At 36.5% G+C, this 25,572-nt stretch carries 19 protein-coding genes and 2 pseudogenes; 18 read left to right on the forward strand and 3 right to left on the reverse strand.

Annotated elements, in window-relative coordinates; genetic code table 11:
* The first annotated feature begins 26 nt into the window (after positions 1–26).
* Together alr and mltG are read left to right on the forward strand one after the other, a co-directional pair.
* Entirely contained in the window at positions 27–1,112 is a 1,086-nt protein-coding gene (gene alr, locus J3U42_RS09330) for an alanine racemase (RefSeq protein WP_267336293.1), read from the forward strand.
* 8 nt (positions 1,113–1,120) lie between these two features.
* Complete coding sequence (mltG, locus tag J3U42_RS09335; protein ID WP_370634061.1) at positions 1,121–2,131, forward strand: endolytic transglycosylase MltG; 1,011 nt, start codon at positions 1,121–1,123, stop codon at positions 2,129–2,131.
* 139 nt (positions 2,132–2,270) lie between these two features.
* Here mltG and J3U42_RS12435 read toward each other — a convergent pair whose 3' ends face one another.
* Complete coding sequence (locus J3U42_RS12435; protein ID WP_416380455.1) at positions 2,271–2,579, reverse strand: YqcC family protein; 309 nt, start codon at positions 2,577–2,579, stop codon at positions 2,271–2,273.
* 12 nt (positions 2,580–2,591) lie between these two features.
* Positions 2,592–3,140: pseudogene (ampD, locus tag J3U42_RS12440) on the reverse strand (1,6-anhydro-N-acetylmuramyl-L-alanine amidase AmpD); the annotation flags it as partial.
* 192 nt (positions 3,141–3,332) lie between these two features.
* On the opposite strand from ampD, the gene ppdD reads away from it, so the two are divergent.
* The 5 genes from ppdD to J3U42_RS09365 all read left to right on the forward strand — a co-directional run bounded on the left by ppdD (position 3,333) and on the right by J3U42_RS09365 (position 8,143).
* Positions 3,333–3,764, forward strand: a complete 432-nt coding sequence (ppdD, locus tag J3U42_RS09345; RefSeq protein WP_220217594.1) for a prepilin peptidase-dependent pilin — start codon at positions 3,333–3,335, stop codon at positions 3,762–3,764.
* Positions 3,765–3,794: 30 nt separating this feature from the next.
* On the forward strand, positions 3,795–4,904 hold the full coding sequence (locus J3U42_RS09350; protein WP_267336295.1) for an ATPase, T2SS/T4P/T4SS family: 1,110 nt from the start codon (positions 3,795–3,797) through the stop codon (positions 4,902–4,904).
* Entirely contained in the window at positions 4,901–6,076 is a 1,176-nt protein-coding gene (gene hofC, locus J3U42_RS09355; RefSeq protein ID WP_267336296.1) for a protein transport protein HofC, read from the forward strand. Before J3U42_RS09350 ends, hofC begins: the two co-directional genes overlap by 4 nt.
* Positions 6,076–6,855: a prepilin peptidase gene (locus tag J3U42_RS09360; RefSeq protein ID WP_267336297.1), complete on the forward strand. Its 780-nt coding sequence runs from the start codon at positions 6,076–6,078 to the stop codon at positions 6,853–6,855. Before hofC ends, J3U42_RS09360 begins: the two co-directional genes overlap by 1 nt.
* 136 nt (positions 6,856–6,991) lie before the next feature.
* A complete protein-coding gene (locus J3U42_RS09365) occupies positions 6,992–8,143 on the forward strand; it encodes a M20 aminoacylase family protein (RefSeq protein ID WP_267336298.1) in 1,152 nt (383 codons plus the stop codon).
* Positions 8,144–8,276: 133 nt separating this feature from the next.
* On the opposite strand, the gene ygfZ is transcribed toward J3U42_RS09365, so the two are convergent.
* Entirely contained in the window at positions 8,277–9,170 is an 894-nt protein-coding gene (ygfZ, locus tag J3U42_RS09370) for a tRNA-modifying protein YgfZ (protein WP_267336299.1), read from the reverse strand.
* Positions 9,171–9,456: 286 nt separating this feature from the next.
* Between ygfZ and ilvI the strand changes: the two genes are divergently transcribed.
* The 11 genes and pseudogenes from ilvI (at position 9,457) to J3U42_RS09425 (ending at position 25,174) form a co-directional block, all read left to right on the forward strand.
* The gene (gene ilvI / locus J3U42_RS09375) at positions 9,457–11,175 is read left to right on the forward strand and encodes an acetolactate synthase 3 large subunit (RefSeq protein WP_267336300.1); all 1,719 of its coding nucleotides are present in this window, start codon (positions 9,457–9,459) and stop codon (positions 11,173–11,175) included.
* Positions 11,175–11,672 (forward strand): acetolactate synthase small subunit, encoded by a 498-nt coding sequence (gene ilvN, locus J3U42_RS09380; protein ID WP_220217587.1) that lies wholly within the window; start codon positions 11,175–11,177, stop codon positions 11,670–11,672. The genes ilvI and ilvN overlap by 1 nt, the downstream gene beginning before the upstream one ends.
* Positions 11,673–11,742: 70 nt before the next feature.
* The gene (locus J3U42_RS09385; protein WP_267336301.1) at positions 11,743–13,467 is read left to right on the forward strand and encodes an IgaA/UmoB family intracellular growth attenuator; all 1,725 of its coding nucleotides are present in this window, start codon (positions 11,743–11,745) and stop codon (positions 13,465–13,467) included.
* Between the two features lie 329 nt (positions 13,468–13,796).
* Entirely contained in the window at positions 13,797–15,998 is a 2,202-nt protein-coding gene (locus J3U42_RS09390) for an IgaA/UmoB family intracellular growth attenuator (RefSeq protein ID WP_267336302.1), read from the forward strand.
* Between the two features lie 230 nt (positions 15,999–16,228).
* A pseudogene (gene deoD, locus J3U42_RS09395) lies at positions 16,229–16,363 on the forward strand (purine-nucleoside phosphorylase); the annotation flags it as partial.
* Between the two features lie 354 nt (positions 16,364–16,717).
* Positions 16,718–17,410, forward strand: coding sequence for a Crp/Fnr family transcriptional regulator (locus tag J3U42_RS09400; protein ID WP_416380456.1), 693 nt, complete (start codon positions 16,718–16,720; stop codon positions 17,408–17,410).
* A 78-nt stretch (positions 17,411–17,488) separates the two neighbouring features.
* Positions 17,489–19,783, forward strand: coding sequence for an IgaA/UmoB family intracellular growth attenuator (locus J3U42_RS09405; RefSeq protein ID WP_267336304.1), 2,295 nt, complete (start codon positions 17,489–17,491; stop codon positions 19,781–19,783).
* A 165-nt stretch (positions 19,784–19,948) separates the two neighbouring features.
* Entirely contained in the window at positions 19,949–21,586 is a 1,638-nt protein-coding gene (pyrG, locus tag J3U42_RS09410; RefSeq protein ID WP_267336305.1) for a glutamine hydrolyzing CTP synthase, read from the forward strand.
* 47 nt (positions 21,587–21,633) lie between these two features.
* Positions 21,634–22,935 carry a phosphopyruvate hydratase gene (eno, locus tag J3U42_RS09415; RefSeq protein ID WP_220217580.1) on the forward strand — a complete coding sequence of 434 codons (1,302 nt, stop codon included), beginning with the start codon at positions 21,634–21,636 and terminating at the stop codon, positions 22,933–22,935.
* A gap of 247 nt (positions 22,936–23,182) precedes the next feature.
* Complete coding sequence (locus J3U42_RS09420) at positions 23,183–24,109, forward strand: VirK/YbjX family protein (RefSeq protein ID WP_267336306.1); 927 nt, start codon at positions 23,183–23,185, stop codon at positions 24,107–24,109.
* A 159-nt stretch (positions 24,110–24,268) separates the two neighbouring features.
* A complete protein-coding gene (locus tag J3U42_RS09425) occupies positions 24,269–25,174 on the forward strand; it encodes a lysine exporter LysO family protein (RefSeq protein ID WP_267329107.1) in 906 nt (301 codons plus the stop codon).
* The last annotated feature ends 398 nt before the right edge of the window (positions 25,175–25,572 follow it).

Raw genomic sequence — 25,572 nt, forward strand, 5'->3', positions numbered from 1 at the left:
TTGATATATAAGTTAGGTTAAATACAATGTCTGTGGCAGTAGTTGAAGTTAATCGCAAATCACTTTTACATAATATTGACTATTTTAGAAATAAATCACCTAATAGCGCCTTAATGGCAATTGTCAAAGCCAATGCTTATGGGCATGGTATGTTAGGGGTGGCGAAGTTATTACAAGATAAAGTCGATTACTTTGGTGTAGCACGGGTGGGTGAAGCGTTATTATTACGGCAAGAGGGCATTAATACCCCAATTGTTTTATTAGAAGGTTTTTTCCCGCATGATGATGTTAATGATTTAATCGATTTTAATTTACAACCGGTTATTCACGCAAGCTGGCAAATTGATGCATTAAATGCGATTGATGTTGAAAATCAAATTACCGCCTGGTTTAAATTAGATACCGGTATGCATCGCTTAGGTTTTCACCCCGATGAGGCTGAGCAACAATTTATTAAGCTAGCAAATTGCCGGGTAGTGCGACCTTCTATCAATATTATCAGCCATTTTAGTTCGGCCGATGATTTAACCTCACAGCAAACGGCTAAACAAACTGCGTTGTTAGATCAGTTTATTTTATCCATGAATCATCACCCAGCTATCAATAAACAATCTATTGCGGCATCCGGTGGCATTCTTGCTTGGCCTAAGTCGCATCGTGATGTTATTCGGGTTGGCATTGCTTTATATGGTGTGTCACCGTTTGATGAGGCGATTTCAGCGCTTAAACCGGTGATGACACTTAAATCAGAGTTGATAGCTGTTAGAAAGCATAAAAAAGGCGAAGCTGTGGGATATGGTCAAACTTGGGTCAGTCCAAACGATACCACCTTAGGTGTGGTGGCAATGGGATATGGCGACGGTTATCCTCGGGGTATTAGTCCAAATACGCCGGTGATGATCAATGGTCGTCAAGTGCCGATTGTTGGGCGGGTCTCAATGGATATGATTGTGGTTGATTTAGGACTTCATTGCCATGAAAAACCTGGCGATGAAGTTATCTTCTGGGGGCATCAGCTACCGGTTGAACACATTGCTAAGCACACAGGTATTAGTGCTTATGAATTATTAACGCGCCTGACGTCACGGGCTAAAATTCACTATGTAGATTGAGAGTTATGATTAAGAAAATCGTTTTATGTACTTTACTTACTTTGATATTAATTGTGGGTGGTTCAATTGGTATTGGCTACTACTTTTTGCATCAGTTTTCCAAACAATATCTAAATGTCACTGATGATAATAAAGTCTTCGTGCTAAAAAAAGGCACAACATCACATCAGTTAGCTCAGCAAGTTAAAGAGAGTAATTTACTTGAGCAATCACATTTATTGCCTTATCTATCTAAACTCAATCCTTCGTTAAGATCGATTAAAGCCGGCACCTATCAACTGCATCCGCATATGACGGTTGAGGAGTTTTTAGCGTTATTGGTTTCGGGCAAAGAGAGTAATTTTTCGATCCAATTTGTCGAAGGAAAACGAGCGAAAGATTGGCTTAATGTGATTAAAAATTCACCTTATATTGAACAGACACTTGACGGCAAAACCGATGAAGAGATCGCCAAATTATTAGGGATTGAAGGATCGATCGAAGGTTGGTTATCGCCAGATACTTATCTTTATACAGCTAACACGGTCGATATTAATCTATTAAAACGTGCGCATATGACCATGAAAAATAATTTACAAAAAGTCTGGGAAAATCGAGATAGTGATCTTCCTTACAAATCGTCTTATGAGCTGTTAATTATTGCTTCAATTATTGAAAAAGAGACCGGACTAAGTTCGGAGCGAGCTAATGTGGCATCAGTTTTTGTTAATCGCTTGAAAGCCAAAATGAAATTACAAACCGATCCGACCATTATTTATGGTTTAGGTGACAAATATACCGGCACCATTCGTCGAGTAGATTTAAATGATACTGAAAATCCTTATAATACTTATGTGATTGAAGGATTACCACCAACACCAATTGCAATGCCTAGCCTTGCCTCGTTGGAAGCGGCTGCGCATCCGGCTAAAACTAACTATCTGTTTTTTGTTGCTAATGGAACAGGCGGTCATACCTTTTCAAGCAACTACAACAGTCATCAACAAGCCGTTAATCAGTATCGACAGTTAAATCGGTAACATCACAGATTGAAAAAACCGTACAGATGAAGTGACCCCCAATAGTTGGACAACCAATTACTTGGGGGTTTTTTTATATCAAATCTTTTCGCAGAGCCTTTTCGCAGAACTTTTTCTTAGAACATTTTCACAGAATCTTTTACTCAGAATCTTTTATTGCAGATAATTGATCAAGCTGCTTAATCAGCTCTAATAGCTGTGTTAGGTCTTGTTCCTGCTGTTTAAAAGCCTCTTCAAAATAGGGATGAAGGGCAAATTGTGGGATATCGGCATTAGCATCAATAAGGGCATAAATTCGAGGAATAAAAATCCATTGTAGCCACTCATGCGCTTGCATGGTATCGAGCGCAAACGGTTCTTGACTTAAAAAAGCATCGGGATGCGGTGGCGCTGATTGCCATAATTGAGTGTCTTGCAGTGCCTGTTTTATCAAATCCAGTTGCTTAATTAACGACTGTGTCTGCGATTGCTGGCTTAATAAATCCCGGTAATATTGCCAGTCAAAACAAGGACCCGGATCGGTTTTACGCGTCGGGGCGATGTCGCTATGCCCGGTAATATTTTTAATGGCATAAGTTTGTTGGAGGATCAAGGTTACTGCGGCTAACTGCTCATATTGCACTGGAGTGAAATTTTCACTGTCGCAGCCTTCTAATTCAATGCCAATTGAGAAATCATTACAATTTTCTTGCCCTTCGAACTGTGATTGTCCGGCATGCCAGGCACGTTTATCAAACGGGACAAACTGGATAATTTCACCATTACGACGAATAAAAAGATGTGCAGAAACTTGCAATTGGTAAATTTTAGCAAAATAGGGATCAGCATTCGGATCAAGTTTGCCGGTAAATAATTGTTCCACATAAGGACCACCATACTGATTTGGCGGCAAACTAATATTATGAATGACCAATAATGAAATAGGTTTATTCGCCGGGCGATCATTATAAAAAGGCGATAAAACTTGCTTAACACCTTGTAACCAACCATTAATGATGTTTAAGGGCATATTAACTCCAACAATTGTTTAGGTAATGCGAATGAAGTTTGTGAACTATTGCACAACGATTTTGACATGACCGAAATAATTAACGTGACGATTGTATTTCAAATCCCAAAATACTAATTGGCTTATTATTTCATTTTTTTGTTTCGCTATAAAGACATCACTCAAATCATTTCTATCAAGGAGTGTAACAAAATGTCTAATCAATCGGGATTTACCTTATTCGAACTTATGATTGCTATTGTGGTGATCGCTATTTTAACCGCAATCGGTCTACCAGCTTATCAAGGTTATGTCAAAAAAGCGGCTTTAACCGATATGCTTCAATCGATGAGTGCCTATAAGTCAGCCGTTGAAATTTGTGCCATTGAAAAAGGGGCATTAAATGGATGTAACAATGGCAGTAATGGTATTGCGGTGACCAAATCGAGTAACTATGTTGCTTCTATTACGGTAAGTAATGGGGTTATCACTTTAGTGGGATCAAACGCTTTAGCTGGCTTAACCACTACGCTAACGCCGACAATCAATACCACCCATGGTCATTTGGATTGGAGCCGAACTTGCATAACAACGCCGCCGGATGCCGGTTTAACTTCCGCTTGTGAAGATATTTTTAAATTTTGATTATGATAAAGCCAACATTAGAGAGCGATTATGCAAGAAGATAAATTGGTTAAACGTATTAACGACATATTATTATCAGCGCTTGAAAAGCGAGCTTCAGATATTCACTTTGAACCTTATCAAACCTATTACCGTATCCGAATGCGTATTGACGGCGTTTTACAAAACAAGGCAAGTGCACCTTTGTCTTTAGCTAAGCAGATAACGGCCAGACTCAAAATTATGTCCAATTTAAACATAGCCGAACAGCGATTGCCGCAGGACGGTCAATTGGTGATTGACCATTTTGCCATGCGCATTGCCACTTTACCGGTAATCAATGGCGAAAAAATCGTATTGCGGGTTATGGATAACGAGCAGTTAGACTTAAGCATTTATGATTTGGGATTGTCAGCGCAGGATCTAATAACTTTCGAAAAAATCCTAAGTTATCCGCAAGGCTTGATTTTGGTCACCGGCCCCACAGGTAGCGGTAAAACCGTCACCTTATACAGTGCGCTAAAACGACTAAATAAAGAAGATTGTAATATTTGCAGTGTCGAAGATCCGATCGAAATTCCACTCGACGGCATTAATCAAACCGCAATTAATCCAAAAGCAGGGTTAACTTTTTCAGTTATCTTACGTGCTTTGCTCAGACAAGACCCTGACGTGATGATGATTGGTGAAATTCGTGACCAGCAAACCGCTGAAATTGCCATTCAAGCATCACAAACAGGGCATTTAGTTCTATCAACCTTACACACCAATTCAAGCATTGAAGCTATCACTCGCCTTAATCAAATGGGCATTGAAAATTATCTGCTTGCATCAAGTTTAAAACTGGTGATTGCCCAACGGTTAGTGCGTAAACTTTGTATTGAATGCAAAACCGCAGCCAGTGAATACATATTATTAGGCAATGAGTTCGTACCACATTATTTAGCCATTGGTTGCCAACATTGTGTTGGCGGGTATTCGGGGCGAATTGGTTTATACGAATTATTAGTTATCACGCCGGAAATTCAACAGCAAATTTTAGCGAAGCAAACAATCACGCCAACCAATATGACTAGCTTGAAAAAAGCGGGTGAAGAGCTGGTAAAAAATGGCATCACAAGTCTTGCTGAAATAGATCGGGTGTTAGGGGATAGCGAGTGAAACGGCTCTATTATTGGTATGATCTCAACTTTGAGCAAAACAACATTATTGCCCGTTCAAGGCAAGAAGCTCAAAAACAGTTGTTAATACAAGGCAAGGTAGCAATAAAATTTAAAGCAGGGCGATTTATCAGCAGCAAAAGTTTTAGTCGCAACGAATTATTGCTGATAACAAAACAGATAGCCACGCTATTAAAAGCCGGTTTATCACTGATTGATGCGCTCGAACTGCTGATTGAAGATCAGACCAAAGCGCATTGGCAATATTTGCTTAACGATGTGAAAAGCCAAATTACACAGGGTGAATCATTATCGCAAGCGCTAGCCAATCATCATTTGGTTTTCCCTTCGCTTTACTGTCAAATCATTGCCACTGGCGAGCTAACCGGTCAGCTCGATACTAGTTTTGAACAGTTATCCCTACAACTTGAAAGATCGATTGAACTCCACAAACGAATTAAAAAGGCGGTGCGTTATCCGCTCTTTCTTTTAGTGGTATCACTTGTTGTGGCATTGGTGATGTTACTTGTTGTTTTACCTAAATTTAATGAGATATACCAAAGTTTTGATGCCCAGCTCCCTTATTTTACCCAATGCATGATTGAACTTTCAATTTCTCTGGAAAGAAACTGGATCATACTGAGTTTTATTGTGCTATTAAGTTATCTCACTTATCAACACTATGTGAAAGCTCGTTTTCAAGCTGAAATCGATAGGTGGATATTGCGTTTGCCGTTAATTGGCCAGCTAATTACCAGTAGCCATTTAACCCAAATATTCCAAACGCTTGCTATTACCCAACAAGCCGGCATTCCTTTATTAATCGGTTTAAATTCAGCCGTTAATACGGCAAGTAACGCTTTTTATCAAGACAGTATTAATCTGATTATCGAGCAAATCAAGCAGGGGCAGTCGTTCAGTTATGCTTTGCGTCAGCAAGCCGGTTACCCCAATATTTGTCGGCAATTAGTTCATGCCGGCGAAGAGTCGGGAACGCTGGATCTGATGTTAGATAATTTAGCCTACTATTTTCAGCAACAACATCAAAGGTTAACCGATAATTTATCTTCGACCTTAGAACCGTTATTAATGCTGTTGTTATCGTTGATAGTCGGCAGTTTGATTATGGCTATCTATTTGCCAATATTTCAACTCGGCGATGTGATACATTGATGTTAGTGTTCATTATCTGTTTAGGATTATCCGTAGGTAGCTTTATTAATGTTGCTTATCGCCGGTTTTCACCTTCATTGAGCCATGTAGCATATTTGCAGGCAATAAGTGTAAAACGGTCAAAGTGCTTAAATTGCGGTAGTACACTGGCACTGTGGCAGTTAATTCCGGTGATTTCTTGGTTGATATTAAAAGGTCGTTGCTACTATTGCCACTGTAAAATTTCGCTGCATTATCCGGTATTAGAGTTATTGCTTGCGACTTTGTTTACCTTAATTTATATCGATCGAGGATTAAACAGCCACAGTTTGCTAATGATGATGCTGAGTGGTTTTTTTATTCTGCTTGCATTGATTGATTTTAAGTATTATCTGCTTCCCGATTTTTTTACTCAACCGTTTATGTGGTTGGGATTGCTCGCTAGCTATTTTGAGCTGACCAGTGTTACCCTTAACGATGCCTTTTTAGGGATTTTGGTCGGTTATTGTTTACTTAAAATTCCGGCAATATTATTCTTCTGCATTTTTAAAAAAGCAGGTTTGGGTGGTGGGGATATTAAATTACTGGCTGCATTTGGCGCTTGGTTACCGTATTATCTTCTGCCTTGGTTAGTGGTAATTGCTTGCCTACTTGGTATTATCTATTATCTTTGTTTGCGATATCGGCTGGCAAAACATCAAGTGCGGTTAATTCCTTTTGCACCTTTCTTATCGCTTTCGGGTTATTGCTTAAGCTATTTTTGTCAAGAACTTTCAGAAATACCCTACGTTTTAGTATAAAACCTTAAATTAATCTTGTGATATAACTAAAATCGATAACGATATTAAAAAGAGTTATTTTTATCAAAGTAAAAATAGCAGTATAGTAAACCCCTATTTACTGACACTAACATAATAATAAATGAAGGAATTAACCATGAGTACTATCCCTGAGTTGAAACAAGATATGATCGCTTGGCGTCATCACATCCATGCGCATCCCGAAACCGCCTTTGAAGAAAAAAACACAACTCAATTTATTATTGAAAAACTTCAATCTTTTGGTATTACCGAGTTATTTACTGATTTTGCCCCAACCGGAGTAGTTGGTCTTATTCATGGTAAAAAGCCGGGGCGCTATATTGCATTGCGTGCCGATATTGATGCGTTGGATATTATTGAAGAAAATAACATCGAATATTGCTCAACGATCCGCGGCAAAATGCATGCCTGCGGTCATGACGGACACACTGCGACTTTATTGGGTGTTGCCAAATACCTGAGTGAGCATCGGGATTTTACCGGCACGGTTGTAGTCATTTTTCAGCCCGCTGAAGAAAACGAAGGTGGCGCCCGAGTAATGGTTGAAAACGGATTGTTTGACAAATTGCCTATTGAAGCTGTTTATGGGATACATAACCAGCCGAATATGAATTTAAACCATTTTTATATCAACCATGGACCAATGATGGCATCTTACGATGTCTTTGAAATTAAAGTGACCGGACAAGGCGCCCATGCAGCCGCTCCTCATTTAGGCAAAGATACCATTTTAACTGCCACCCAAATTGTCAATGCTTTACAAAGTATTGTTAGTCGAAATCTTGATCCGATCAGCTCATTAGTCATCAGTGTGACGCAGATTCATAGTGGTGATACTTGGAATGTTTTACCGCAACAAGCGGTAATTCGGGGTACCGTACGTTCGTTTAGTGCGCAAGTGCAAGACCTTGCCGAAAATCGCATTAAGCAGATCGCCAGTGGTATTGCTGCAACATTTGACGCTAAAGCAGAGGTGGATTATCAGCGCCGTTATCCGGCCACGATCAATTATCCAACGCAAGCGGATATTGCTATTGAAGCGGCTAAAAAAGTGGTTGGGCATGATAACATTGTGGTTGATCCTCAGCCGTCTATGGGCTCAGAAGATTTTGCCTTTATGTTACAAAAAATACCGGGTGTTTATGTTTGGCTAGGTGCCGGCAAAGGGGCTAATTTACATAATCCGGCATACAATTTTAATGATGAAGTGTTAACAACCGGCGCCCAATATTTTGTTGAGATTGTGAATCAAGAATTGGGACAATAAACTACTTGTGTTGGAATAGATCGGAAGATCATTCCAGCATTTTAAAAAAATGGTATGGTAATCTTGCGTTTTAATTTAAATACGTGATAGCAATTAACCGCTAGTAACTAACGGTTAATTGTGTTTTTTAAGTTTAATTGAAAGTAAGTTGACTATCTGGTTGGTCTTTGACTCTAAATTGGGTATTAATATCGATACCATTAGCGAGAACAACTTGTACATAAATAGCGTTGTCTTGGTTGAGTTTTACCGCCGCCAACACTTGACCGCTTTCTCGCCAGTTACCGTCAATCTCATACTCAAGCTTATCGCCAATTTTTGGTAATGTTGCGCTTTTTCCCGATAACAGATAGAGCCCTCGATTATTCGCACCACGATACTCTGCTCTGGCGACCATTTCTTGCCCACAATAACAACCTTTATCAAAGCTAATGGCATCGATATGTTGTAAATTACATGCTTGCGGTAATAAGCTTTCAATATTCGGCGCATCGATAATAGCATAGCCTGCTTCTAAATCAAGTTTCACCCAATCATCACATGGTTGCAAATCATCAGGAAGGGCATTTGGTGTAACCATAATAAAGCGCATTTGCGGTAACGGTAATTTGATATAAGTGATGTTATCGACAGTCACGCAGTTGTTAACTGCCAGTGGTGAAATTATCGATTCTAAAGCCGGTTGTCCGGAAATCGCTTCTGGCGGTATACCGACGATATTGAGATCGTTAACGATTTCAATAGTAAGATTGGCAAAGACTGCATATTTTTTTAATTCAGCGATTTGTCGCTCAACAACGCTTTTGCGGACAATGTAGTAAATATCTTGCCCACGTTGGAAAATTAATAAATTACTCCACATTTTACCTTTGGCATCACAATGTGCACCGAAAAGCGCACGTTGTTCAGTCAATTTATTGATATCGATGGTGACTTGTCCTTGCAAATATGAGTGATTATCTTCACCGGAAATTTTGACTAGTTGCCAATCAGCAAGGGAGGTTAGTTTACTAAAAATATTGCTCATGATAGTACCTTTGGGAAATGGATAATTCTAAAACCATATTGGCTAGAATCATTAACTTTTGGAAAAGTGTATATAAAAAATAACAAGATAACAATAACATCAATGGCTAATATTGCACTTTTTAAAGAATTAATGATTTTTATGGAAGATATCTCACAAAAATGAATTTTTTATTCGGATTAAAGTCAGAGAATCATCTTAGCTTATTGACTTTATTGATTTTGTGTAAAAGTTAATGCACAATGAATAAAAAATGACAAATATGTAATACTGGAGGCAATAACTTATGGCAAAGCTGTCAGGTGCGGAAATGGTCATTCAATCTTTGATTGATCAAGGTGTGAAACAGATATTTGGTTATCCCGGTGGTAGCGTTCTTGATATCTATGATGCCATTCATACGTTAGGTGGAATTGAACATATTTTAGTTCGTCATGAGCAAGCGGCTGTACATATGGCCGACGGTTATGCAAGGGCGACAGGAGATGTTGGGGTGGTTTTAGTGACATCCGGACCCGGTGCGACCAATACCATTACTGGTATTGCAACCGCTTATATGGATTCGGTACCACTGGTTATTTTGTCGGGGCAAGTGGCAAGTAATTTAATCGGTAATGATGCCTTTCAAGAGTGTGATATGGTGGGGATTTCACGCCCAATTGTGAAACATAGTTTTTTAATTAAAGATAGTCAGGATATTCCCGAAACGATCAAAAAGGCATTTTATATCGCCTCGACTGGTCGACCAGGCCCGGTTGTGATTGACTTACCAAAAGATGTCGTTAATCCTGCGAATAAGTATAACTATCATTATCCTAAATCGGTTTCAATGCGGTCTTATAATCCGACCATTCAAGGCCATAAAGGGCAGATCAAAAAAGCATTAACCACGTTAATGGCGGCTAAAAAGCCAGTCCTTTTTATTGGAGGTGGGGTTATTAGCGCCGGCGCAAGTGAGGCGATTAAAACTTTAGCGGATAAATTAAATCTGCCGGTAGCTTCAACTTTAATGGGAATTAGCGCTTTTCCCGGCACGGATAAAAAGTATTTAGGCATGATTGGCATGCATGGGGTTTATGAAGCCAATATGTCGATGCATAATGCGGATGTCATTTTTGCTGTTGGTGCACGCTTTGATGATAGAACCACCAATAATGTGGAAAAATATTGTCCAAAAGCGAAGATAATTCATATTGATATCGACCCAACTTCGATTTCAAAAACCGTTCCGGCTGCTATTCCGGTGGTGGGCGATGCCAAAGTCGTTGTTGAAACGATGTTATCACAAATAGATGAAATCAAGGCTGAGCGAGATCTTGATGCATTAGTCGATTGGTGGAAACAAATTGATCATTGGCGTGCTCGTTACTGTTTAGCTTATAGCCATGAAGGTGAAAGCATTAAACCACAAGAGGCTATTGAAGTACTGTATAAGTTAACTAAGGGTGATGCTTATATTACTACCGATGTGGGACAGCATCAGATGTTTACTGCGCTTTATTATCCGTTTGATAAACCTCGTCATTTTATCACTTCTGGCGGACTTGGTACCATGGGCTTTGGCTTGCCGGCAGCGTTAGGGGTTAAATTGGCTTTCCCGAAAAAACATGTGGTTTGTGTCACCGGCGATGGCAGTATTCAAATGAACATACAAGAGCTTTCAACGGCTTTACAATATGGCTTACCAGTACTGGTATTAAATCTCAATAACCGCTTTTTAGGAATGGTGAAACAGTGGCAAGATATGATTTATGCCGGTCGACATTCAAGTTCCTATATGGAATCACTGCCGGATTTTGCCAAAATTGCCGAAGCTTACGGCCATGTCGGTATCAGTATCACTAAACGAGAAGAACTTGAATCTAAACTTAAAAAAGCGTTGTCAATTAAGGATCGTCTGGTATTTGTCGATGTGATGACTGATGCCACAGAGCATGTTTACCCAATGCAGATTCGTGGCGGTGCAATGAACGAAATGTGGCTTAGTAAAACGGAGAGAACATAATGCGTTATATTTTATCAATTCTAACTGAAAATGAGCCGGGCGCTTTGTCACGAATTATTGGTTTATTTTCTCAACGTGGATTTAATATTGAAACGATTACCACAGCGCCAACCGAAGATCCAACCATGCACCGCATGACCATTCAAACAACCGGGGATGAGCATGTGATTGAGCAGATCCAAAAACAACTGCATAAACTGGTCAATGTTTATCGGGTGAATGATTTAACCGAAGGTCCTCACGTTGAACGTGAAATCATGCTGGTTAAAGTGGCGGCGAAAGGTTCCGATGCTCGTGATGAAGTTAAGCGCTGTGCTGATATTTTTCGCGGCTCGATAGTTGATGTGACTGCGACCCATTACATTGTACAGTTATCGGGAACGAGCGAAAAATTAGACTCGTTTTTAGCCTCAATTCGTGAAACGTGTAATATTGTTGAAATTGTGCGTTCCGGAATTATCGGTCTATCCCGGAGTGAAAAAACCGTCAATCATTAATTTTGTAGTAAAAAATTAACAGTTAACTTTTTACATTATAATAAAACAAGATTTATAAGGAATAAGTTTCATGCCGTTTTTTGCTTTTTTCACCATAATTCACTTATTTATTACATTGATTCGTTCTATTATTTTTTATCCAATAAAAAAGTTTAGAAATAATAAATATAAAAATAAGCTAATAGCAGGTAGTTCGGTTACAGACCTCAAAGCTTTTAGAATGTTAACTGAAGAGGAAAGAAAAGGTGTAGAAACTTATTTATCGATGGCTTGTGACCAATCTTCAGGGAAAAAAAAGTCATCTTTAGTTTCCCGAGAAGTGATGTCAATCTCCGGTAGTTGTGTCAAACAAACTGAATTTTTGCCTTCCGAAAACACGTGTTCCTATATAATCCATAATATTGATATTGTATTTCCTTTCAACATGGATCGTTACCTCAGTGATTATAACGAAGTTGAAATTGCGCTTACGCAAAATTTTGCTATTGCGGTTAAGTTAAATGATCACAAAATTGGTTCAGCATTATATGCGACCTATTTGGCCGATGAAAAAAAAGATAAACAAAGTTCGGCATATTGGCAAAGCGGCGTTTCAAAATTCTCTCAAGGTGAAAACGTCGATGACGATGCTATTCATAAAGTAAGTCCACACGATAAACTGAGTGAAAAATTGGGTTACGAAATTTTATCAGTTCGAAAAGAAACATCGCAAGAATCAGCTTCCCGAAATAAATTAAATCGAGGGATACTCACGGCATTTTTTTGTTTTTTTGTCGTAAGCTATTTTAATCGTTTTTGGAATACAAAAGAGTTAAACGATCTGTTTTGGTTTGGAGTGAATTTTCTGGCTGCTACTTACTTTTATTTTCGAAAACCAAAATATAAAGCTAAAGTGCGATTTATTAATCAAGTAAAAGGAAGAATAACGAGAAAAATTGTTAAATCCAATGAGATTATCATTGGTCATGGTTTGAAATTAAAGTATCCCAAAAATTGGCAATCATTTATCCCTGAAAGTAGCACTTTTGATGTTGATTTAGATGTTGATGTTGACAGTAAAAAAATTGTTCGTTATGGCTACGACTTGTCAGTTAGTAAAGAGGTTGAACAATTCGGGCCACCAAAATTTTGGGGACGAAATTTATGGCTTTTTTTAGTTGGCGCGTTTTATGTTTATGGTGTTAATTATCAAGCAGATGTGAGTGACAATTTCTCATTTGTTTATCATCAATACAATCACGATTCTAAACGTTGGTTTTTTGATGATCCCTCAAAATTAGTCACCAGCGACATTAAGCCGGGTGATGTAGTGAAATTAGATTTTTTAGATGTGTCATTAACATGTGAAGTACCTGTTAAAAATCAAGATGATAAATGTATTGAATCATTAATTCACAGTGCAACTACCGATACCTCTTTTCATTTAGCCAGTTCCACAAGATATTTTCTTCTAGCTGGTTTAAAAGATAAGACAAGTTCTCAATCGGGTGAAAGTGTTGATCCACAATCTGACAAAAACTTTCATATAGATCATATCGTGGTCACGATGTCGGGATTCGTTTCAAATGTTGATCATGATCCTAATCATACCATTTCAACATTAACCATAAATACGCAAGAGTTATACCAAAAAGATATAAGTGAAAATCTATTGCCAATTTGTGTAAACCTGCTGTTATTTTTGCTTTTAGCTTCAGCGACCATTATTAATGGTATGATGTTCTTGTTGAAACCAATTTTGAATATAATTCGTAACGTTAAAATTAAAAATTACAATACGTATCGTATACATTAGGTTGGTTGTTACCATTATTGATATTATTTAATAAAAAAAATGGCAGATTAAAGATTGAATTAGTCGGTTGAATCGAATTATTCAATATGATAAAGATAGAACTTTTTAGGCTTAATTTAAACACTCAACGTGAAAAGCCGCAAATTTAAAGGTAATCTAAGCTAAAGGCGCATTAAGCGCCTTTTGTCTCAGTATTAAAGCGATTCAATAAAGTTTTCATAAACTGAAGAGAGAAAATAAAATAATCTATTTATCAGTTTCAAATTGTTTTTAGTTGTTTTTAGTAATAAATGAAAAGGAAATAAAGGAAATAAAGGAAATAAAGGAATATGTTTGAACTGTACATAATTTTACAGATTGGGATATTGTTATTTGGGACTTGTGTTTGGCTATCTTATCGAAGTGATCGTAGTAATAATAAGCAAAGATTAAGAAGATTTATTCAAAGTCGAGAGTCATCGCGAGAGCTAACGCAAGAAGAGTTAACACTCTTAGAACCTTATTTAACGAAAAAAAAAGCTGTTCGGCCTTATAAACTCAAACCATTAATTGATTATAAAGTATCACAGATTGAAGGTAGCTGTACCCACCATGGATTGTTATATAATGGAAAAGTTAACGACTATTATTATGAAATCGACAATATTGAGGTTTTCTTTCCCTATCAAATGTCTATGTTTATTAAAAAGTTCAATAAAGTCGATGTGGTTTTGACTAAGAATTACGCCATAGTAGTCAATATTAATACTTGTGATCTTGAATTTGCGTTCAATAATTATGATCCAAATTTTACCAGTGGTATAAAAACGATCGAGATGCCTGAATCTTTTTACGCTGACGATGCGTTAATCGATGATAAAGATGATCATGCTATTAATTACAATATTGAAGAAGATGAAGAAGAAAAAATTGAATACGAAACCTTGTCCACAAGAGATGAAACACCTTTAGAGGCGCTTACCCGTAATCAACATAACAATGGTATTCTAACTGCTATCTCCCTAGTCGTTGCCACTCTTTTGTTTATTGTCTTATGGGCAAATCAAATGGAGCTTAGCTATGGTTTAAGCGCAATTATTACTATAAGCCTTATACTAGCGGTTGTCTGTTTGTTCGTTAAACCTAAACGTTTAACAAATTTGAAGCAGGTCAACATTATTAAAGCCAATATATTTGATAAAGATACTATAAATAATACTGTGGTTGTAAGTGAAACAACTAATTTAAGTTATCCTAAATATTGGTCAAAATTTTTACCGAGTTCTACTCCAACGCCGATCGAGATGGAAATGGTAGAAGAGAGTAAAAAATTGCTTCGTTATGGCCATACGTTGTCAATTAATCGCGAAGTAGAAGAATTTGGACCACCTAAAATCGTCGAACGAAATATACTTTTAGTTATTATTGCGGGGATTTTATCGCTTGCGCTTATTTGCTTTTCAGAGCCTATTAACAATACTATTTCGGCATATCGCTATTACAATAACCAATTAAAAAATTGGCAGATTAACGATTTAACTAGCTTAAATCAAAGTGATATCAAACGTGGTGATTTGATCAATATGACTATCAAAGGCACATCATGTGATGTTGAGAATATAAATCAAGAGAATAAATGTAATCACTTTTTTATCAATACCAAACCATTCGATGCTAAAGATAATAAAATTATGCTCAATGCGCAAATTATTAAAAGAGTATTTAATAAAGATTCGGTTAAAACTGTGCGTGATGATGAGATGTTGCTTTTTGAAAAATACCAAAAGGAATTGGTTGATGAACTTAATAAACAAAGCAATATGTTCTCTTTTGATCGCTATGAAATTAATCCTTTTGTCAAATTAAAAGATATTGGACCGATGATAATTGATATTAATGATGTTTGTAATATTTTTGATTACGAATGTAAATTTATTAAAATGAGCTTACTCAATCTACATGATACAAGAGATTATGAAGAAGAATATTGGGATGATATTGTTAAAGAGGCTAAATCAGATCCAACGTATTCGCTTATTTTAGAAGAAAAGAGGTTCGATTCATTTATCAATGATCTTCACAGATTGAAAGAAGAGTTAATGTTTAAAATCAAAAGAACGGTTTTACGTTATCAACTTGATCAGTCCGATGTTGAGATTACCTTAGCCAATGTTAGCTATATTGAAATACCTCAATCATATAATATTGATCATCTACAAACGGATAACGATTTGAACGAATCTCGAAATTATTATTACAATCTTCTAACTAATAATGATGAAGGTAATATTAATTTGATTGGAATGATCGACGATATTAGCTATCGACAAGATAACACCATTTCAGCGCTCAAAATTAACTCTAAAGAATATTATCGAGCAGAACCGCAAAAAATCTATTCGTTAACTTCGCCAGTTATTGTCAATATTTTTATGTTTGCGATTTTGATATTTGTGTTTGTACTTAATGGCATCTTACTAATTAGAAAAGTGATATTTAATCGGAAACGGTTAAATCAAATTACTCAATATTATAAAGATAGAATTTTTTAGGCTTAATTTAACTGCTTAACGTTAACGGCGAGCAAATTTAAAGTCGATAAAATTTAAAGACAATCAAAGCTAAAGGCGCATTAAGCGCCTTTTTTTTATCAATAGTCATTCATTTCCAAATTAATTTCTAAAAATGTGGCATCGAACATTGGCTACGGACTTATGTCCTAGTCAAATGAAAAATATCCTTATTATAATTGAGGCAACTCACTCATTATTCAGGAAATATTATGACCGCACATATCAATGCTAACCCCAACGACTTTGCACAAACCGTTATCATGCCAGGTGATCCTTTAAGAGCAAAATTTATTGCCGAAAATTATTTAACCGATGCCAAAGAGGTTTGTAATGTACGTAACCTTTGTAAAAAAAGCATCAAGCAAAAATGTTTCATTTATTTTAATCAGTGGCAGTGCCGGGGCGATGTTTAGCCCAGCTATTAGCTCAATATTGTATAACTATTTAGGTATTTATATTATTATGAAAACCATACCAATATATTATGCCGTTATTATCGTTATGCTGGCTATATCGATGTTCTTAAAGAAAAAAGCCCAAAAAAATAATGAATGAAATTAACTTAGGTTATCGCTTTTATGACAATGGTTGACTATAATGACGCCTCTTCAGAATAAGGTAACGCGATAGATAATTAAGTATCAATACGTTATCGATTCTGATGTGGTATATAGTTTGTGGTTAAAAACTTCGTTGATATGCAATTAAAATCATTAAATAAAGGTCGATTTAGCCGTTATTGGCAGGAAAACAATAAGTTATTCGAATCAATTATAGAACAATGCATTATAGAAAAGAAAATCGTTGATGAAAAAACCACTCTTTTTCATCAAGGATGTAAAGTCGATAATTTAGTTGTTGTTTATAATGGTACGATTTCGATACGTTATCAAGCCAATAATGGGCGTCGATTTCATCTTGGTACAGTAGATTGTGATGAGCATATTTTCGGTGAAATGGAGTTTTTTACCGACTATTTATGTCAATTTGATATCATAGCCGAAGAAGCCCTTACTGTCGCTATCGTCAGCATTAATAAATTATATCAATCATTACTCAAATACCCTCAATTAGCACTGTTTTTTGCGAGTGCTATTGCTTTTGATTATCAAGAAACATTAGATATCTTCTTAAAAAGAAATTTATATTCAATCTGTTATAACATTGCTTTTGATATGTATCAGCATCATCTAAATATTCAACCCGTTAATCATTTTCAAAAAAACTACTTGGAAGCAGAACGTTTTGGCACTACCGATCGTGTCTATCGTCGAGCGGTTAATGAATTGATTAATTTAGATATCATCCATAAAGTTGCTGGTAAATTGGCAATTAAGGATATCGATAATTTAAAAGATTTTATCGAATTTAAAGGAAAATTCGCTAAATAGAGTAGGTATTGATTAACAATAAAGTTGTTTTAAAAACGCATTTTTTCAATAAAGGAATAATTGGATTAAGGAATTACTATGGAATGGTTTACACTTGTTAAAATAGGTCTTTTAATTTTTGGATTAACTAGCTGGATTCTTTTTAAAGGTGAGCGCAGTATAAAAAAGGATAATTTAGACGACTACTTAAGTCTACGTGAACCAATACGAGATCTCACGGATGAAGAGCTAGCACTATTACAACCGTTTTTAACCAGTAAATGGGCGGTTTATCCCTATAAATTTCAATCCTCATTAGTTGATAACAAAGTATCGCAACTACAAGGGATTTGTAGTCGTCATAGTCTTAACTACAATACTGAAGAAATAAACTATTATTATGAAATAGGCGATATAGAGATATTTTTTCCATATAATATGAATAAGCATATTGATCAATTCAATATCATAGAAGTTGTATTTACCAAACAGTATGCGATTGTTGTTAACATTAATGACAACGACCTCAAGACCGCACAGGAAAACTATGATCCAAACGAGGAATATGAATTTGAAGATTTTGGGGATTTAAAAGACAACACTTACATTGACAAGTATTATGAAAAACGCAACGATAATAGAGATGCTTTTGATATTGAGTCACTCACTCTTTATGATGATGATGAGCGCGATTATACGCAAATTGATCAAGAAGATGATTTGAAAAGCATCGACGGCGATAAGGTAAATTCAGGCGTATCAATTAATAATAACCTCTACCAACGAGAAGAAACAGCATTCGAAGCCACCATTCGAAGTAACTTGAGCAACTGTTTATCCATTTCGATATGTTTATTATTAGCCACCTTTTTATTGACATTATCATGGCATAGTCGTGATGATAATATATCTTTTTTAATTTTAATGTTTCTTGGTGGCGTTGCCTTTTTGGCATGGCGTAAACCTAAATTTGAATCAACCCTACAGCAAGTGAAAGTCATTGAAGCTACAATTCATGATAAATATTCTAATATCGTGGAGGTAGGCGAAAACACGGTATTAAAATACCCTAAGTATTGGTCAAATTTTATCCCTAAAAGTTCAGATTCTTCTACCGAAATGGTGATTAGTGAGGATGGTAAAAAATTACTTCGCTATGGTCACACGTTATCTATTCATGACGAAGTAGAGCAATTTGGATCGCCTAAATCAGTTGGGCAAAATAAAATTTTATTGGGGGTTGGGATCATCTTATCTTTTACACTCTTATATTATACTGATCCAATTAATAATGGATATTTTGCTTATCGATATTACTCGCAACAATCTAAAAATCTACAAATTAACGATCTCACTACTTTACATAATAGTGATATCAAGCATGGTGATATTGTGAATATCTCGATTAAAAACACATCGTGCGATGTTAATGATTTAACTGAAGATTTTCAATGCCATAACTTCTTTATCAATAGCCAACCAATAGTGGTGAAAGAAAGGGATGTTATGAGCATCGAAACCTCATTAAAACATATATTTTCGCCCGATTTTATTCAATATAAACATGATGAAGAATTTAAACATTTTGAAAAATTGCAACAAGTAGCTGTTGCGAGAGCTAACTATGAGTTAGGTTATGAGGCTTTTACCAAAAAACCTTTTTCTAAAATAAAAAGTCTTGGTCAAATGGTAATTGATATCGACAATAGCTGTAATATTTTACCTGTTGAACAATGTGATCAAGTTAAATTCCGAATTACTGATTTATTTTATACGGGTGATATCTTTAGGCGTGTTGGATGGGATAAATTGCTTGAGCGATCTAAAAAAAATCCTGATCTAGATATCATCGCTGAATCTATGGAAATATTGGAACTTTCAAGTACATTAGATTCATTTAACCCCGCATTGCAAAAAGAGATAAAAAAAATTGTTTCTCAATATCAGTCTGGAATAGAAATTACTTTAACCAATCAAAGCTATATTGACATGAGACCATTAATCAAAATTGACATAGAATCACCATACAATTCGATGAAATTGTACGAATATAAAACGGTGAATTATTATTTTGATATCTTAAATAGCACTATCTCGCCTAATGTTAATATTGTTGGTGTAGTAAGTGATATTCGTTATGGTAAAGATCAAAATTCTGAAACGATTTCTGCTTTAAAAGTTAATGCAAATCATCGCTATAATTTGGATGAAAATCAAACAATATCATTTTTTTCTTTAATTAATATTAATGTTATCGTGTTTATTGTCATGATATTAACCGCAGTGATTAATGGCGTTAAACTAGTTAAAAACACTAAAGTTAACCAACGTCGAATTGATGAAATTAAAAAATATTATGAAAATAGATTAGGTACTATCGTTAATCTTGAATAAATAGACAAAGTGATTAACTAAACAATTAAACCTAATTATTCAATTGTGAGGGAAGGCATATTCTGTTATACTAACTTCCCGTCTGATTCATCATATATTGCATAAGTTTTTATGGTTTAAATTTCTGCAATATTATTCTATTAAATTAATAATGGTCTGGTATTAATGGTCACGAATTATATTTTTGTTACAGGCGGTGTCGTTTCTTCCTTAGGTAAAGGCATTGCCGCAGCATCGTTAGCTGCAATTTTAGAAGCCCGCAATTTAAAAGTCACCATGCTAAAACTTGATCCCTATATTAATGTTGATCCCGGCACAATGAGCCCGATTCAACATGGTGAAGTTTTTGTGACAGAAGACGGTGCTGAAACCGATCTTGATTTGGGGCATTATGAGCGTTTTATACGCACAAAAATGACGCGTAAAAATAATTTTACAACTGGACGTATTTATTCTGATGTATTACGTAAAGAGCGCCGTGGTGATTATTTAGGGGCTACGGTTCAAGTTATTCCTCATATCACTAATGAAATAAAATCACGGGTAATTGAAGGCGCAAAAGGTTTTGATGTTGCCATTGTTGAAGTCGGTGGCACCGTTGGTGATATTGAATCACTACCATTCTTAGAAGCAATTCGCCAATTGGCGGTTGATGTTGGTCGTGAACATACCTTATTTATGCACTTAACATTAGTGCCTTATCTTGCATCGTCAGGTGAAGTTAAAACCAAACCAACACAGCACTCAGTAAAAGAGTTATTATCAATTGGTATTCAACCTGATGTACTAATTTGTCGTTCAGATCGCGCAATTCCTGCTAACGAAAGAGCTAAAATTGCACTATTTTGTAATGTTCCTGAACGTGCAGTGATTTCACTTAAAGATGTTGATTCGATTTATAAAATCCCAGCATTATTGAAATCACAAAATTTAGATACCTACGTGTGCAATCGTTTCCATCTTGAATGTAAGGAAGCCGATCTATCTGAATGGGAACAAGTCATCTATGAAGAAGCTAATCCTGTCGGTGAAGTTACAATTGGTATGGTAGGTAAATACATTGAATTACCTGATGCGTATAAATCAGTAAACGAAGCATTAAAACATGGCGGTTTAAAAAATCGGTTAACTGTTCATATTCGCTATATTGATTCAGAAGATCTTGAATCACGTGGTACTGATATATTAAAAGATTTAGACGCTATATTGATACCGGGTGGGTTTGGTTATCGTGGCGTGGAAGGCAAAATCATGGCAGCACGTTATGCCCGTGAGAATAAGATCCCTTATTTAGGTATCTGCCTTGGATTACAAGTTGCTTTAATTGAGTATGCACGTAATGTTGCAGGTATTAAAGATGCAAATTCAACTGAATTTGTCAAAGATTGTGCAAGTCCGGTTATTGCGCTTATTACCGAATGGAGCGATGAGTCGGGTAATGTTGTGCAACGTAATGAAAACAGTGATTTAGGCGGCACCATGCGTTTAGGTTCACAAATCTGTCATCTTGAGCCAAATTCGTTGGTATCTGAGATGTATCAGAAGGAATCTATCACCGAACGTCACCGTCATCGTTATGAAGTGAACAATAATTTATTACCGGAAGTTGTAAAAGCAGGATTAAAAGTCACCGGTCTTTCAACCGATAAAAAATTAGTCGAAATTATTGAAATTCCTGATCACCCATGGTTTGTTGCATGTCAGTTCCACCCGGAATTTACCTCAACACCACGTGACGGTCATCCACTGTTTAGTAGTTTCGTGAAAGCTGCCAAAATTTATCAAGCGCAGCAACAAAAATAGTTTTGGATTAAATTTAGTAATATATCTGTCATATAGAGGAAAATAACATGGCAAAAATCGTTAAAGTACATGGTCGTGAAGTCATCGACTCTCGTGGTAACCCAACTGTTGAAGCCGAAGTTCATTTAGAAGGTGGTTTTGTTGGTCTAGCAATCGTTCCATCAGGTGCGTCAACAGGTTCACGTGAAGCGTTAGAACTTCGTGATGGTGACAAATCTCGCTTTTTAGGTAAAGGTGTATTAAAAGCGGTTGAAAACGTAAATGGCCCAATTGCTAAAGCAGTTGTAGGTAAAGATGCGTTAGATCAAGCAGCTATCGACCAAATCATGATTGATTTAGACGGTACTGATTTCAAATCTAACTTAGGTGCAAACTCAATTCTTGCTGTTTCTTTAGCAACGGCTAAAGCTGCTGCTGCGGCGAAAGGTGTGCCACTTTATCAACATATCGCTGATCTTAACGGAACTTCAGGTCAATACTCTATGCCTTTACCAATGATGAACATCATCAATGGTGGTGAGCATGCTGATAACAACATCGATCTACAAGAATTTATGATTCAACCAGTCGGTGCTAAAACAGTACGTGAAGCGATCCGTATGGGTTCTGAAGTATTCCATAACTTAGCTAAAGTGTTACACGCTAAAGGCATGAATACCGCAGTTGGTGACGAAGGTGGTTTTGCTCCTAACTTAGGTTCAAATGCTGAAGCATTAGCTTGTATCAAAGAAGCGGTTGAAAAAGCAGGTTATGTACTAGGTAAAGACATTACTTTAGCGATGGACTGTGCTGCATCTGAATTCTATAACAAAGAAACCGGTAAATATGTATTAAAAGGTGAAGGAAATAAAGAGTTCACTGCTCAAGAATTTACTCACTATTTAGAAGGTTTAACTGAACAATATCCGATTGTTTCAATCGAAGACGGTTTAGATGAAAGCGATTGGGAAGGTTGGGCATACCAAACTAAAGCATTAGGTCACAAAATCCAATTAGTTGGCGATGATCTATTTGTGACTAATACCAAAATCTTCAAACAAGGTATTGAAAAAGGTATTGCTAACTCTATCTTAGTTAAAGTTAACCAAATCGGTACATTAACTGAATCTATCGCAGCGGTTAAAATGGCTAAAGATGCTGGTTATACAGCAGTAATTTCACACCGCAGTGGTGAAACTGAAGATTCAACAATTGCTGATTTAGCTGTTGGTTTAGCTGCGGGTCAAATCAAAACTGGTTCTATGAGCCGTTCTGACCGTGTTGCTAAATATAACCAATTAATCCGTATTGAAGAAGCTTTAGGCGCTAAAGCTCCATTCAACGGACTTAAAGAAGTTAAAGGTCAATAATAAGTTTTTAACAACTTAATTTATTGTCTTGATAAGAAACGGTGACAAGTTCACCGTTTTTTATTTTGTTTCCAAATACATAAATGACAAAGGTTGCGTTGCGCTAGGTTGTGTTGTACTCTTAATGCTTTGTATTTATGACTAATCATTGATATCTATTGATATTTTATAATTTAGCCACATATAAATTTTTTAATCAATTAACTAACTCGATTTAAATTTTCTGCTTATGAATAATATTACGAATATGTCCCAGCCTAAAAGCAAATGGCAACTTTTTAACTGGCTTTGCAGCGGTAAACTACCGTTAAATGAATTATGGCGTAATCGGACTTATCGTTATAAATTTTTCTTAAGAACTTTGTTCTTAAGCCCAATTACCCTTAAATGGCTGGATAAGCTAAGACAGTATCCACGGCTTGGCGACTATTTTTCTTGCCAAACTAATTTACCGTGTAAATTGCAAAGACCTTATTTATCATCTTGCTTATCCCAGCAAGAACGATTTGATGCGTTAGTTTATCATTATGATTTTTTAGCTAAGCATAGCGATAAGATGACCAAAGCATTTTACGATCCTAATTCGCCATTTGTGTTGGCTGATGTCACAGTCAAAAATGATGCAAATATTCAGATCGCCATACAAGCGCGTAATAAATTTGCTCGAGAAGGGGAGATCAGCCTTTATTTTTATGATCAAGACGGCATCGATTTAGCCACCTTAACTTTTTCGATTATCCAGTATCAACAAAAGCCGACGTTATTTATTGCTGGTTTACAAGGTACCGGTCATCAAGAGGCTCGCATGCGGGTGCAAAAGGCGACAAAACAGTGTTACGGTCTGTTTCCTAAACGGGTTGCGGTTGAAGCGGCTTTAATTATTGCCAACTATTTTCAGCTACCGCAAATAGTTGCTGTTGGTAACAAAACTCATGTGTATAACAACTGGCGTTACAATAGCCGACAAGAGCGAATTTTATCGGATTATGATGATTTTTGGTTAACTATTGACGGTAAACAAGATGAACGTGAATTATTTATCTTACCGAACGAAATCAACCGTAAATCGATTGAAGAGATAGCCAGTAAAAAACGTTCAGAGTATCGCAATCGTTATGCATTATTGGATCAATTAAAAGTGGCGATACAAGCGCAGTTAGCCTCTTTAAACTAACAGTCAACTCATCTTGGCATTTAGCGTGCCATATTTGTTACATAGTGCCCGGTTAACTACCGCAATGAAAGCGGCAAGCAAATTCGAGATTATTGGATTTGCTTGAAGCGCTGAATTAACAGGATAATAATATAAAAAAATAAGAGTAGGGAATAAAATATGTATTTTGGTATTTTAATTGCATTGGTGCCATTGTGTATTGGTTATTTGATTAAATTCAAACAAGAAAAATGGCTAGCCAAAATTAACCAAATCCTAAGTTGGATGGTCTATTTTATTCTCTTTATAATGGGTTCTGAGCTGGCGCAGTTAGATGATCTAACCACGAATTTACAACATATCTTATTTTATACTGCCATTATTTTTGTCTGCACATTCGGTAGTAATTTTATTTTCTTAATGTTATTCGATCTCTTCCTGCCTTGGAGAACTTCGCACACTAAGCAAAGCTATGATTCTCGTTTTAAAATGATATTGGAGTCGCTACGGGTCTGTATTGCTTTAATCTTAGGTTTTATTGTCGGTCTTTTTCCATTATTTATATGGCAATACAGTGAAAACATTATTCAAGTTGTGTTAGTGTTTCTGTTGTTGCTGATTGGTATTTCATTGCGCAGTAACAATATTTCACTCAAGCAAATTTTACTTAACAAGGTGGGTATTGCAACAACCTTAATTGTTATTATCAGTACCTTTTTAGGTGGAATTATTGCGGCATTAATTTTACATCTACCATTGCCAGTTGGATTGGGGATGTCGTCCGGATTTGGTTGGTATTCCTTGTCTGTTATTTTGATGACTAAAGCACAAGGCCCAATTATCGGCAGTGCCACTTTCTTAAACGATATTTTACGTGAACTTTGTGCCATTATTGTTATTCCAACCTTAATCGGACGCTATAAATTGACCGCACTTGGGTTGTGTGGCGCCACCTCAATGGATTTTACTTTGCCCATTTTGCAAAAAGGGGCAGGGATAACCATTGTGCCTCCGGCGATTGTACAAGGTTTTTTACTGACGTTGTTGATGCCGATTTTTATGACTTTGTTTAATTATGGGTTTTAAAGTTGAGGTTTTTAGAATTACGGTTTTTAAAACGGTGGTTTTATACTGAAACGTGGGTGTTTTCTGAAAGTTCTTGTCAAGGTTTTTACTTTTATTGAAAGTTTTTTAATCCGCAGGTTTCGGACGCTGTTAATTGGTTGATATTTTCAGTTCAGTGCCTGCGTCCGAATTAGGGGGATTTTGTGCGAAATCCCCCTAATAACCCCCTCGCAGCACCACCCAAAGCGGTCTTCGACTGCCCTCCGCCTTCGTTCGGTTTTAACGCACCGGCGCTGATTTGTTCCGGACAAAGCAGCGCCTCGCCAAACATCCTTGTTTGGCGTGCTAACCTCTCTCAGTTGTCGGCGCTTTGTGAAGGTGGGGGTTGGTGCACTTGTTTGTTTTTGTGGAAGGTCATG

The organism is Gilliamella sp. B2923 (genome assembly GCF_026536565.1).
Lineage (GTDB): Bacteria > Pseudomonadota > Gammaproteobacteria > Enterobacterales > Orbaceae > Gilliamella.